Source organism: Nocardia sp. NPDC059229 (genome assembly GCF_042754165.1).
GTDB lineage: Bacteria > Actinomycetota > Actinomycetes > Mycobacteriales > Mycobacteriaceae > Nocardia.
This window is the reverse complement of sequence record NZ_JBHZAK010000021.1, coordinates 78,336-90,379: the sequence shown is the minus strand read 5'-3', so window position 1 is coordinate 90,379 and position 12,044 is coordinate 78,336. Positions and strand designations below refer to the sequence as shown.

The window sequence follows — 12,044 nt, the reverse complement described above, 5'->3', positions numbered from 1 at the left end:
CGCCATGGATATCACCATTTCAGCGAGTTTCCTCCCGCACAATGACGCCGATGCCGCGCTGGCCTTCTACCGCGATGCGCTCGGCTTCGAACTCCGCAAGGATGTCGGCTACAACGGGCTGCGCTGGCTCACGGTCGGCCCGGCCGATCAGCCCGGGACCTCCATCGTGCTGCACCCGCCGGCCGTGGATCCGGGCATCACCGAGGACGAGCGCAAGCTCATCGTGGAGATGATGGCCAAGGGCACCTACGGCGGCATCCTGCTGGCCTCCGCGGACGTCGATGCCGCCTTCGAGAAGCTGCAGGCCAGCGACGCGGTCGAGATCGTCCAGGAGCCGACCGATCAGCCCTACGGCGTGCGTGACTTCGCCGTGCGCGACCCCGCGGGCAATCTGGTTCGTATCCAGCAGGCTTCCTGACCCGCTCTTCCGCCCCACCGGTACGCCCGCACAGATGGAGACACGCATGGCCCCGAGCAAGTCCCCGCAGCCCGCCCTGCCCGCCGCCGACGCCCACGACCTGATCCGGGTGGTCGGCGCGCGGGTGAACAACCTCAAGGACGTCTCCGTCGATCTGCCCAAGCGCCGGCTCACGGTGTTCACGGGCGTATCCGGTTCGGGCAAGAGCTCGCTGGTCTTCGACACCATCGCCGCCGAATCCCAGCGGCTGATCAACGAGACCTACAGCGCCTTCGTGCAGGGGTTCATGCCGACGCTGGCCCGTCCCGAGGTGGACGTGCTCGACGGCCTGACCACCGCCATCAGCGTGGATCAGCAACGCATGGGCGGGGATCCGCGCTCCACCGTCGGCACCGCCACCGACGCCAATGCCATGCTGCGCATCCTGTTCAGCCGCCTCGGGCAGCCGCATATCGGCTCGCCGCAGGCCTTCTCGTTCAATGTCGCCTCCATCAGCGGTGCGGGCGCGGTGACCGTGGAGAAGGGCGGCAAGCAGGTCAAGGAGCGGCGCAGCTTCTCGGTGACCGGCGGCATGTGCCCGCGCTGTGAGGGGCGCGGCGCGGTCAACGACATCGATCTGACCCAGCTCTACGACGACGGCAAGTCGCTGAACGAAGGCCCGTTCACCATTCCCGGCTACAGCATGGACGGCTGGTACGGGCGGATCTTCATCGGCAGCGGCTACTTCGACCCGGACAAGCCGATCAAGAAGTACAACAAGCGCGAGCTCGCCGACCTGCTCTACCGGGAACCGACCAAGATCAAGGTCGAGGGCATCAACCTGACCTACGAGGGCCTGATCCCCAAGATCCGAAAGTCCATGCTGTCCAAGGACATCGACTCGCTGCAGCCGCACGTGCGCGCGTTCGTCGAGCGCGCGGTCACCTTCCAGATCTGCCCCGACTGCGACGGCACCCGGCTCAGCGAACTGGCCCGGTCCTCGAAGATCCGCGAGATCAGCATCGCCGACGCCTGCGCCATGCAGATCAGCGATCTGGCCGACTGGGTGCGCGAGCTGAACGAGCCGTCGGTCGCGCCGCTGCTGGAATCGCTGCAGCAGGTGCTGGACTCGTTCGTCGAGATCGGGCTGGGCTATCTGAGCCTGGACCGTGCCTCGGGCACGCTGTCGGGCGGTGAGGCGCAGCGCGTCAAGATGATTCGGCATCTGGGTTCGGCGCTCACCGATGTCACCTATGTCTTCGACGAGCCGACCGTCGGCCTGCACCCGCACGACATCCAGCGCATGAACGATCTGCTGCTGCGGTTGCGGGACAAGGGCAATACCGTGCTGGTGGTCGAGCACAAGCCCGAGACCATCACCATCGCCGACCACATCGTGGACATCGGCCCCGGCGCGGGTTCCGGCGGCGGCGAGATCTGCTTCGAGGGCACCGTCGACGGGCTGCGCAGCAGCGGCACCATCACCGGACGCCACTTCGACGACCGGGCCGCGCTCAAGGATGCGGTCCGGAAGTCCAAGGCGGCGTTGGAGATCCGCGGCGCGACGGCCAACAACCTGCAGAAGGTGGATGTCGACATCCCGCTGGGCGTGCTGGTGGTCATCACCGGTGTCGCGGGCTCGGGCAAGAGCTCGCTGGTGCACGGGTCGATTCCGGCCGGTGAGGGCGTGGTGTCCATCGACCAGGGCGCGATCAAGGGTTCGCGGCGCAGCAATCCGGCCACCTACACCGGCCTGCTCGAGCCGATCCGCAAGGCGTTCGCCAGGGCCAATGGCGTGAAACCCGCTCTGTTCAGCGCGAATTCGGAGGGTGCGTGCCCGACCTGCAACGGCGCGGGCGTGATCTACACCGACCTGGCCATGATGGCCGGCGTGGCCACCGTGTGTGAGGAGTGCGAGGGCAAGCGTTTCCAGGCGGCGGTGCTCGAATACCAGCTCGGCGGGAGGGATATCAGCGAGGTGCTGGCCATGCCGATCAGCGAGGCGCTCGGGTTCTTCGCGGACGGGGAGGCGAAAATCCCTGCCGCGCACAAGATCCTGCAGCACCTCCACGATGTCGGCCTCGGCTACCTGAGCCTGGGGCAGCCGCTGACCACGCTGTCCGGCGGTGAGCGGCAGCGGCTGAAGCTGGCCACCCACATGGGGGACAAGGGCGGCGTGTACGTGCTCGACGAGCCCACCACCGGTCTGCACCTGGCCGATGTCGAGCATCTGCTCGGATTGCTGGACCGCCTGGTGGATTCCGGCAAATCGGTCATAGTCATCGAGCATCACCAGGCCGTCATGGCGCATGCCGACTGGATCGTCGATTTGGGACCGGGTGCGGGTCACGACGGCGGCCGGATCGTCTTCGAGGGCACCCCCGCCGATCTGGTGGCCGCTCGCTCGACGCTGACCGGTCAGCACCTCGCCGCATACGTGGGTGTCTGAGAACTACCCGAACCCCGCCGGGAATATCGGCGGCCGTCGGCGGTTGATCCCGGCTGTCGACGGAAGGGAGCGATTGCGGTGAACGGGTTTTCGGCCGAGGGGCTGAAGAAGGTGAGCGAGGTGCTCGACGGGTACGTCGAGCGGGACGAGGTGGCCGGCGCGGTGGCCGCGATCTACCGGCACGGCGAACTGGTGCAGGTGGACACGGTGGGCTGGCGGGATCGGGCGGCCGGGCAGCCGATGCGGCGCGACACCCTCTTCCGCATCGCCTCCATGACCAAGCCGATCACCGCGGTAGCGGCGCTGACCCTGGTGGACGAGGGCCGCATCGCGCTGTCGGATCCGGTGGACGCCTGGCTGCCGGAACTGGCCGGCCGCACCGTCATGCGCGACCCGGACGGCTCGCCCGCGGACGTGGTGCCCGCCGAGCGCCCGATCACGGTGGAGGATCTGCTCACCTACCGGCTGGGCCTGGGCTGGGGCCGCTCCAGCCTCGCACCGCAATTGTTCGCGCTCACCGCCGATCCCATCGCGAGCGCCATCGGCGTCGCGAACGCCGAACGGCTGGCACCGGACGAGTGGCTGCGCCGGGTCGGCGAGCTGCCGCTCATCGCGCAGCCCGGCACGGTGTGGCGCTATCACACCGCCTCCGACATCCTCGGCATCCTGATCAGCCGGGTGACCGGGCAGCCGCTGGAAACCGTGCTGCGCGAACGGGTCCTGACGCCGCTGGGCATGGCGGACACCGGATTCACGGTGCCCGAATCGGAGCGCGACCGCCTGAGCGTGCTGTACGGCCCCGACCGCACCGAACTCGACCGGCCCGCCACCACCGCGTGGGGCGAGGAGCCGCTGTTCCCCTCCGGCGGCGCGGGCCTGGTGTCCACCGTGGACGATTACGCGCGCTTCGCCCGCATGCTGCTCAATGGCGGTGAGCTGGACGGGGTCCGGATCCTGTCGGCCGAAACGGTTGCCGCGCTGAGCCGGGACCACCTCACCCCCGAACAGCACGCGGCCGCCCCCTTCAATCCGCCGCTGGGCCAGGCCATCTGGGCCGATCAGGGGTTCGGCTACGGCGTGAAGATGCAGACCGAACCCGGCAGAGGTATCCCGAGCGTCGGCACCCTGTCCTGGCCGGGCGGCCTGGGCACCGCCTGGTACGCGGACCCCGAAAAGGATCTGGTGACACTGCTTTTCGTGCAGTCCGCCAACATCATCATCGCCGCCGAGTGGCGCAGCCCGCTCGGCGACGACTTCCTGACCGGGGTCTACGGGGCCTTGGTCGGCTAGTGCTGCGTTTCCTGAAGCTGATAGATAAAACGGCGGCGTCGAGCAGGCCAGCGCCAACCTTCTCCGCGCCGGCCAGGCGGGTCCACAGCCCGCGTCGGCGTCTCAGAGAGTCGATGGCCTCGTGGTCCCTCTCAACGATGGAGTGCGTGCAGGAGTTCTCTGCTCGTCTCGACGCAACGCCGAGTGGCCTGGCTGCAGATGCGACAGTGTTCGTGCCGCTCGGCGAAGTTGCCGCAGAACTGACTGCTGCGCTCGCACGCCAGCAGGCACGCTTCGAGCTGTGCACTGAGCACAGCGGTATCCGGCCCGGTGTGCCGGGTCAGCAGTCTGCGCGTGGCCGCCACGACGTCCGCGCAGTCCAGATCGGCCGAGATCATCGGCCCCATGGTCGGTTCGGACAACATTCCTGCCGCACACGCCGTGACAGCCTCCTCGCATTCCAGCAGGGCATCCACGCCGCAGGCGAGTTGCTGACTGGTGAGACTGCTCTTGATGTTCAGGCTTTCGACAAGCTCATGGGTTTGGGACATGATGGCCTCTTACCTCGGAACCTTCACGGGTCATGTTTCATTCTTCGCCCGCGACCGGGCGTCGCATAGAGTCATTCGGACCCCTTCGGCAACGCCGGTATCTGCCGCTGAGCAGCAGTCCGGACCTGTGGGTGCAGGAGACAGCCCACTTGGCGAGGTCTGCGGCGGACTTCTCGGTCCGATTCGATGTGCAGGCCCCCGGCGGGCCAGCGTTCCCGCCGGCAGGCCCAGAGGATCCGGCGGCTGGCCCAGCGATTGGATTACCGGGCCCAGACCAGGCCGCGTGCCTCGAATTCCAGGATTCCTCGGCGCGAGAAACGCTGCGGATTCGACGGTCGGGGACCCGCCTGCGAAGGATCATCATGAGCCAATTCCCGCACTCTGCAACAGAATTCACGCTGACGCCAACCCCAGAGGCTCAGCCCAGCAAGGTCCTTGTCGTCGAGAGCAACCCGGCGACGGCAGAGATTGCGGTACTCGTGCCGGCCAACGCCGGCCATGAGGTGATTTCCGACAGGTCGAACAGGCCGTCGCCGGTGCGGGCGTCGTGCGCGAGCAATCGCTGCAGGTGGTGGTGCCGTAAGCGAGGAAGGCTGCCTGCTGGGGAACTCTCCTCCAGGTCCATCGCGCCCCGGCCGCCGGAACAGGTCAGGATTCGACCCTCTGCTGCAAACCGGTCAGTGTGCTGTCCACCAATCCTTTGATGACTCTGCTGCGGATGAAGCCGGGCAGCGGCAGGTTGTGATGAATGGTCAGCTGATAGGTGACGGAGGTGGTGTCCGGAGTGATTTCGTCGAGTTTGTAGCGGCCTTCCTGACCGGTCTGCCACCGCCCCTGCACCATGGACCAACTCATGCCGTCATCTCGGTGACGGTACCTGAGGATGTAGCTGTCGGTGCCGACCGGCGCGGATGCCGTGAACCGGGCGGTCACCGGCAATCCGGTCCGCTCGTCCACCTCCAGTACCTCCGCTCGGCGGATCTCGGGGATCCATTCCGGCTGGCTGTTCAGGTCGCGGATCGTCGCGAGCACGGTCGCCGGCGGGGCCTGGACCCGCACGGTCCTGGTGGCGCTATCGGTCGGCATGGTCACCGTCCCCGTAGTAGCCGAGTTGAAGCAGTGTGGTGATCTCACTGATCAGCGGCATCCGCGGATTGGTGCGATTGCTCAGGTCCTGGAATGCGGTCATCGCCAATTCCGGTAGGGCCATGAGGAATTCGTCCTCGGGAATGCCGATCTCCCGGAGTGCCCGTGGCATCTCGAGCCGGTCGAGCAGGTCTTGCACACCTTGGAAGAGCCGGCGGCGGCTCTCTCCGGGTTCGCGCCCGCCGAAGACGATCCGCCCGAGTTCGGCGTACTTCTCGGGGGCGACATAGGCCGAGTAGCCGGGAGCGGGCATGAACTTCGTCGGCAGGCCGGCGTTGTAGCGCAGGGTGTGCGGCAGGAAGACGCCGTTCACCCGGCCGTGGGCGATGCCGAACCGGACGCCGACAGCATGGGCGAGAGCATGGTTGGTGCCGACGAAGGCATTGGAGAACGCCAGGCCGGCCAGCGTCGCGGCATTGGCCATATCGGTGCGGGCGGGCAGATCCCGGGGATCGTCGTAGGCTCGGGGAAGCGCCTCGAAGATCAGCCGCGCCGCCTGCACACAGAAGGCATCGGTATAGGGCGAGGCGAAGACCGAGGCCAGGGCCTCGAGGGCGTGGGTGAGGGCGTCGATACCGGTGTCGGCGGTCAGGGTCTGCGGCATGGAGACGGTGAGCAGCGGATCCACGATCGCCATATCGGGCACCAGGGAATAGTCGACCAGTGTTTCCTTCCGGTCTTCCAAGGTCAGCACCGCCGCGGGGGAGACCTCCGATCCGGTGCCCGCGGTGGTCGGCACCGCCACCAGCCGCACCGTGTGCGGATCCTGGGGGTAGTCGGCCATACGCTTGCGCGGATCGAGGAACGGCAAAATGAGTTCGGACAGATCCTTCTCGGGGTGCTCGTAGAACAGGCGGATCGCCTTGGCCGCGTCGATCACCGATCCGCCGCCCGCGGCGATGAGCACGTCGGGTTGGTATGCCTCGAGCAACTCGACGCCGCGCCGGATGGTGGCCTCGCCCGGCTCCGGCTCTACCTCGCTGAAGATCTTGATGTGCCGGGCGCGCAGTTTGCTGCGGAATTCATCCACCACGCCGCGCTGTTCGCTCGGCGCGTCGGTGATGATGACGACGCTATCGCAGTCGAGATCCCGCAGGTTCTCGAGCGCCCCCGCATTGAAGAACGTGTTCGACGGGACCCGGAACCACTGGGGCGGGCTGCGCCGATGCGATACCGTCTTGATGTTGAGCAACTGTTCGTAGTTGACGTTCTCGGTGGTGCTCGAACCGCCCCAGGTGCCACAGCCGAGGGAGAAGGTCGGGGTGAGGTTGTTGTAGATGCCGCCGAGAGCCCCGACCGCGGTGGGCGCGTTGACCAGGATCCGCCCGGTGCGCACGGCCAGGCTGTAGGCGTCGACGACGGCTTTGTCGTTGGCGTAGATCGCGGAGGTGTGCCCGAGGCCGCCGTGCTCGGTAACGAGGACCGCGGCATCAATGCCGTGCTGGACGTCGCGGGCGCGCACGAGCCCGAGAACCGGCATCAGCTTCTCGCGCACCAGCGGATGTGTGTCGAGCCGGTCGAGCTCAGCCGGCAACGGCGCGAGGAGAATCTTGACCGACGGATCCACGCCGAATCCGGCCCGGGCGGCCAGGTCGGGTGCCTGGCGGCCGAGAGCCTCGAGGTTGGCCGTGTCGCCGCAGCCGAACGCGAATTCCGCGAGGGCATCGGACTGCTCCTCGGTGAGCAGGTGCGCGCCCATCCGCTCGAATTCGGCGACGGTGGCGTCGTAGATCGCGTCGTCGACGATGCAGGTCTGCTCGGCGGGGCAGATCACCGATGCGTCGAAAGTCTTCGAGATCAAAATATCGACGACGGCGGCCTTGATGTCGGCCGTACGATGCAGGTAGATGGGCGCGTTGCCGGGACCGACACTCAGCGTGGGCTTTCCGGCCGCGTTGGCCAGGTCGACGATCTTGCGACCACCGGTCACCCAGATGAAGTCGACCCCCGGATGCCTGAACAGATAGTGGGTCACCTCATGGGCGGCGTCGGGAATCACCTGCAACGCGCCTGTCGGTAAACCCACCGCCTCCCCCGCTCGCCGAAGGATCTCGACAGTGCGTTCACACGACCGCACGGCGACGGGCGACGGCCGGAAGAGGATCGCGTTGCGCGTCTTGGCGGCCACGATCGCCTTGTACAGCACGGTGGACGTCGGATTGGTAACCGGGGTGATGGCCAACACCACTCCGATCGGATCGGCGATGCGAACGATGCTGCGCTCGACGTCCTCCTCGATAACGCCCACGGACTTCTTATCGCGCAGATAGTCGTAGAGGAACTCGGTGGCGACGTAGTTCTTGACGACCTTGTCCTCGAACACGCCGAAACCGGTCTCCTCGATGGCCACCCGTGCCAGCTCGGCCGCCGCCCTGATCCCGGCGCGGGCCATCGCCTCGACGATCGCATCGACCTGCTGTTGATCGAGTTCGCGAAACGCCTTCGCCGCGGCACTCGCCGTGTCGACCATTGCGTTCACCTCGGCGAACCGGGCCGGGCCGGAATCGGTCGCAGCGGTGTCGGCAGTAGCTGCGTCACTGCTGCGATCGACGGCCCGAGCTTCGGTACCGATCCGGATATCGGTCATGAGATCTTCTTGATCGGAGATTCTCGGTTTCGAAGGCACTCATCGGTGACAGTACTCGCGCTGTCCGGCGTTCACTGAGGTCTTTGTGCCCTGCCATCGGCCCTGTTCGGCCTTCGACAGGCCGGGTGCCGGACCTGCCGGGCCGGATGCGGCCGATGGGCTCTGCGGTGCTTGTCCGCGACAGCAAACACGCCGGAAATCCTGACCAGCAACCGATCAAGGAACGGCTTCGATGCTCAACAGCTATAGAGGTAGCCGGGGTCGATTTTCAGGTGCTCTCGCGCGTCAGCCCGGGGGTGCAGCTGCTCGAGGACGCCAACCTCGCCGGCAGCATCTGCCGCGAGGTCAACGACTGGCTCGCCGATGTCGTGTCGAAGCACCCGTTGTTGTTCGCGGGATTCGCCATGCTTCCAACCCAGTCACCGGAACTCGCGGCCGACGGGCGGCCCGCCTTCTTACCACGGGGCAGCAGCGGCACCAGCCGCGCCCATTGGGCGTCGGTCAGGTCCGCGCGCCCCGTCACCGCGACGCTGGCCACGAGGTCCCCGGTGTGAAGTTGGATCTTGGTCGATCAACCCTCTACCGGAGACCTCACCCATTTACCAACGCGGACAATCTTTTCCAGCTCACACGTGGAGGAGTGCCGCTTCACAGCACCCCTCCACACCACCCCTTTCAAAACACGGCCTACCGAACCGGGTGCTGGGACAGGGCCCGGCCTGGCCGGTTTGCCTGGGGGACCGCGCGTCCGCCATGCCCAGCCCGTTGGGCACAGCTATCGAGTCTGCTGCTCGTTCCATGCGCACGCCGCCGGCGCCCGCCGCGACGGCCACGCCCAGCCCGAGCCGCCCGGCGGGGTGCTGCCCGCCCTGTGCCCACGAGGCAGCAACGGCTCCTACCGGAGACCTCCCTTCGTCAGATCACCGACACGCCAACGCAGGCAACACTTTCCGAAACACCCAGCTGTGGGGCGCCGCTCAGCGGCGCCCACAGCTCAGACCACTTTCAAAACACTGACTAGTACACCGTCCCCATCGCCGAGCGCACCTCGTCGAGGGTGCGTTCGGCGATCTCGTTGGCGCGCCGATTGCCCTCGCGCACAATGCCGCTCGCGAAATCCGGGTCCGCGGCCAGCTCCGCGCGCCGGGCCCGATGACCCGCGAAGAAGTCGTTCACCGCGTCGGTGGCCAGCTTCTTCAGCGCCGCGCCGCCGCCGTCGCCGAGCTTGTCCGCCAGCGTCTGCTCATCGGTGCCCAGGCACAGTGCGGCCGTGGTGAGCAGCGCCGAGACGCCGGGCCGGGCATCGGGATCGAAGGTGATGCGCCGGTCGGAATCGGTTGCGGTGCGGCGGATGAGCGCCGCGGTCTCATCCGCGGTCATGGACAGCGAGATGGCATTGCCGTAGCTCTTGGACATCTTGCGGCCGTCCAGACCCGGGATCTCCGGGGTCGAGGTGAGCAGCGCCTGCGGTTCCGGGAACACCCGGCCGTAGCGCTCGTTGAAGCGTCGCGCGATGACCCGGGTGACCTCCAGGTGCGGCAGCTGGTCCTTGCCCACCGGCACCAGATTGCCCTTGCAGAACAGGATGTCGGCGGCCTGATGCACCGGATAGGTGAGCAGCAGCCCGCTCAGCGCCCGCTCCGAGGCGGCCAGTTCCGCCTTCACGGTCGGATTGCGGTGCAGCTCCGACTCGGTGACCAGACTCAGGAACGGCAGCATGAGCTGATTGAGGGCCGGCACCGAGGAATGGGTGAACACGGTCGCCCGGCTCATGTCGATCCCGGCGGCGGCGTAGTCCAGCACCGCACTGTAGACGTTCTCGCGGACCTGGCCGAGGCTGTCGCGGTCGGTGATGACCTGATAGTCGGCCACGATCACCCACAGGTCCACGCCCAGTTCCTGCAACCGCACCCGTTCCCGGACGGTGCCGAAGTAGTGGCCCAGATGCAGTCTGCCCGTGGGCCGTTCACCGGTGAGGACGCGGAAGCGGCCGGGATGCGCGGCCACCTCGGCGGCCAGCTCGTCGCTGCGCTCGCGGGACGCGGCGAAGGAATCCGAAGGGGTGGTCACGTACAACTCCTGAAAGTTCATGGAGGGCTGCACGAGCTGGGTGTTCCGGTCGGGAATCACGGGCCGCGTACAGCCCGTGGTCATGGTTCATCGGGCTGCTAGTGCAGCCAGCGCCATGCCTGCCGAGTGGGAATCACCTGTCCACCTTAACAAGCCGCGGCCGCGATCGCCGGTCAGGGGTGCGCCGACACCACCCGCGGCATCGGCGCGACCGAACCCGGGCACGGCGCCGGGCACAGATGCCCGGCCAGCGCGGTGTGCGGACTGCGGTGGCGCAGCGACCCGGCCAGGGCGACCGCCTCCATCGCGATCACGATCAGGCCGTAGCCGTAGGTCGTGGCGGCCAGGCCGAACCGCTGCACGCACAGCCCCGCAATGACCGCGGGCACACTGAGCGACAGGTAGGAGACCACATAGATCGCGGTCACCACCTCCGCCCGCGTCTCGGCCGGTGACAGGCCGGTCAGCATGCGCAGCGCACCCGAGAACGACGGCCCGAAGCCGATCCCGGCCACCACACTGGCCGCGAAGAACAGCCACACCGACTCCGTCGCCGCGCCCAGCAGCGCCAGCGAGACTCCGGAGATGAGCAGGATCGGCCCGCGCAGCAGCGCCTGATCAATGGTCCAGTCGCGTGCCAGCAGTGCGGTCACCGCCGAGGTGCCCTGCAACGCGACCACCACCAGGCCACCGGCCAGCGGTGTGCCGACGTGGAAGTGCACCTTCATGAGCGCGCCGCCCAGCGCCAGATAGAGCCCGCCCAGCGCCCACGTGGCCGCGATCGACGGCACCAGGGTGAGGAAGGCCACCCGGACCTCTTGCGGCACCGACACTTTGGGCTTCAGTGACGCCAGGCCCCGCCCGTCGGGCGCGACCGTCTCCGGAATCAGCAGCACGCCGATCACGATGACGGTGAACGCCGCCGCGAGCAGCCAATACACCAGCCGGGTCGGCGCGGGCGCGTAGGCCACCAGCAGCCCGGAACTGATCGCGCCCACCGCGAGCCCGCCGCCGGCCGCCACATTCGTCATGAGCGCGCCCAGCCGCGATTCCGCGGGCTGCAGATCGATGAGCGTGGCCGTGATCGCACCGGTGGCCAGTCCGGTCGCGATGCCCTGCACGATGCGGGCGGTGAAAAGCCAAGTCACCGACTGCGCTTCGGCGAAGGCCAGTGTCCCTGCCAGCTCGACCAACACCGCCGCGATGAGCACCGGCCGCCGCCCGATGTGGTCGGACAGCGAGCCCGCGAACAGCAGAGTCACCAGCAGCGCAATGGCATTCGCGGCATACACACCCGTCGACACCAGCGACGAGTAGTGCCACATCTGCTGATATACCGGATACATCGGCGACGGGGCCGCCGACGCGAACAGCAGCAGCCCCAGCGCGATCGACAGCAGCCAGAACGCCGCGGAGTTCGAGATCCGGTAGCGCGCGGGGGTTTCGACGCGCACGGCGTCGGCGGGAATGTTCTGCATGGTTCCTCGGGGCGGATCGTCGTGTACGTGCCGTTCGAGTGTGACCCATCGGGGCACGGGAGTTCGACCCGTCATGCTGACCGGGTGCGCTGTCAGT

The 12,044-nt window shown here is 67.5% G+C and carries 10 protein-coding genes; 4 read left to right on the top strand and 6 right to left on the bottom strand.

The window, feature by feature from the left end; all coding sequences use genetic code 11:
- Nucleotides 1-4: 4 nt before the first annotated feature.
- The 3 genes from ACFXHE_RS35435 (at nt 5) to ACFXHE_RS35425 (ending at nt 4,136) form a co-directional block, all read left to right on the top strand.
- The gene (locus ACFXHE_RS35435; RefSeq protein WP_379389021.1) at nt 5-418 is read left to right on the top strand and encodes a VOC family protein; all 414 of its coding nucleotides are present in this window, start codon (nt 5-7) and stop codon (nt 416-418) included.
- A 46-nt stretch (nt 419-464) separates the two neighbouring features.
- Nucleotides 465-2,846: an ATP-binding cassette domain-containing protein gene (locus ACFXHE_RS35430; protein WP_379389020.1), complete on the top strand. Its 2,382-nt coding sequence runs from the start codon at nt 465-467 to the stop codon at nt 2,844-2,846.
- Between the two features lie 78 nt (nt 2,847-2,924).
- Complete coding sequence (locus ACFXHE_RS35425) at nt 2,925-4,136, top strand: serine hydrolase domain-containing protein (protein ID WP_379389019.1); 1,212 nt, start codon at nt 2,925-2,927, stop codon at nt 4,134-4,136.
- A gap of 131 nt (nt 4,137-4,267) precedes the next feature.
- Here ACFXHE_RS35425 and ACFXHE_RS35420 read toward each other — a convergent pair whose 3' ends face one another.
- The 4 genes from ACFXHE_RS35420 to adhE all read right to left on the bottom strand — a co-directional run bounded on the left by ACFXHE_RS35420 (nt 4,268) and on the right by adhE (nt 8,399).
- Nucleotides 4,268-4,666: a hypothetical protein gene (locus tag ACFXHE_RS35420; RefSeq protein WP_379389018.1), complete on the bottom strand. Its 399-nt coding sequence runs from the start codon at nt 4,664-4,666 to the stop codon at nt 4,268-4,270.
- A 418-nt stretch (nt 4,667-5,084) separates the two neighbouring features.
- On the bottom strand, nt 5,085-5,291 hold the full coding sequence (locus ACFXHE_RS35415; protein ID WP_379389017.1) for a hypothetical protein: 207 nt from the start codon (nt 5,289-5,291) through the stop codon (nt 5,085-5,087).
- 23 nt (nt 5,292-5,314) lie between these two features.
- A complete protein-coding gene (locus ACFXHE_RS35410) occupies nt 5,315-5,752 on the bottom strand; it encodes an SRPBCC family protein (protein WP_379389016.1) in 438 nt (145 codons plus the stop codon).
- Nucleotides 5,739-8,399: a bifunctional acetaldehyde-CoA/alcohol dehydrogenase gene (adhE, locus tag ACFXHE_RS35405; RefSeq protein WP_379389015.1), complete on the bottom strand. Its 2,661-nt coding sequence runs from the start codon at nt 8,397-8,399 to the stop codon at nt 5,739-5,741. The genes ACFXHE_RS35410 and adhE overlap by 14 nt, the downstream gene beginning before the upstream one ends.
- A 125-nt stretch (nt 8,400-8,524) precedes the next feature.
- Between adhE and ACFXHE_RS35400 the strand changes: the two genes are divergently transcribed.
- Nucleotides 8,525-8,953 carry a hypothetical protein gene (locus ACFXHE_RS35400; protein ID WP_379389014.1) on the top strand — a complete coding sequence of 143 codons (429 nt, stop codon included), beginning with the start codon at nt 8,525-8,527 and terminating at the stop codon, nt 8,951-8,953.
- A gap of 463 nt (nt 8,954-9,416) precedes the next feature.
- Here the strand turns inward: ACFXHE_RS35400 and trpS are convergent, their stop codons facing one another.
- Together trpS and ACFXHE_RS35390 are read right to left on the bottom strand one after the other, a co-directional pair.
- Entirely contained in the window at nt 9,417-10,490 is a 1,074-nt protein-coding gene (gene trpS / locus ACFXHE_RS35395; RefSeq protein WP_379389013.1) for a tryptophan--tRNA ligase, read from the bottom strand.
- A 152-nt stretch (nt 10,491-10,642) separates the two neighbouring features.
- Complete coding sequence (locus ACFXHE_RS35390; RefSeq protein ID WP_379389012.1) at nt 10,643-11,947, bottom strand: MFS transporter; 1,305 nt, start codon at nt 11,945-11,947, stop codon at nt 10,643-10,645.
- Between the last annotated feature and the right edge of the window lie 97 nt (nt 11,948-12,044).

Coding starts and splice junctions, on each gene's coding strand:
- ACFXHE_RS35435 (WP_379389021.1), top strand. CDS start 5: ATGGATATCACCATTTCAGCGAGTTTCCTCCCGCACAATGACGCCGAT.
- ACFXHE_RS35430 (WP_379389020.1), top strand. CDS start 465: ATGGCCCCGAGCAAGTCCCCGCAGCCCGCCCTGCCCGCCGCCGACGCC.
- ACFXHE_RS35420 (WP_379389018.1), bottom strand. CDS start 4,666: ATGTCCCAAACCCATGAGCTTGTCGAAAGCCTGAACATCAAGAGCAGT.
- ACFXHE_RS35415 (WP_379389017.1), bottom strand. CDS start 5,291: ATGGACCTGGAGGAGAGTTCCCCAGCAGGCAGCCTTCCTCGCTTACGG.
- ACFXHE_RS35410 (WP_379389016.1), bottom strand. CDS start 5,752: ATGCCGACCGATAGCGCCACCAGGACCGTGCGGGTCCAGGCCCCGCCG.
- adhE (WP_379389015.1), bottom strand. CDS start 8,399: ATGACCGATATCCGGATCGGTACCGAAGCTCGGGCCGTCGATCGCAGC.
- trpS (WP_379389013.1), bottom strand. CDS start 10,490: ATGAACTTTCAGGAGTTGTACGTGACCACCCCTTCGGATTCCTTCGCC.
- ACFXHE_RS35390 (WP_379389012.1), bottom strand. CDS start 11,947: ATGCAGAACATTCCCGCCGACGCCGTGCGCGTCGAAACCCCCGCGCGC.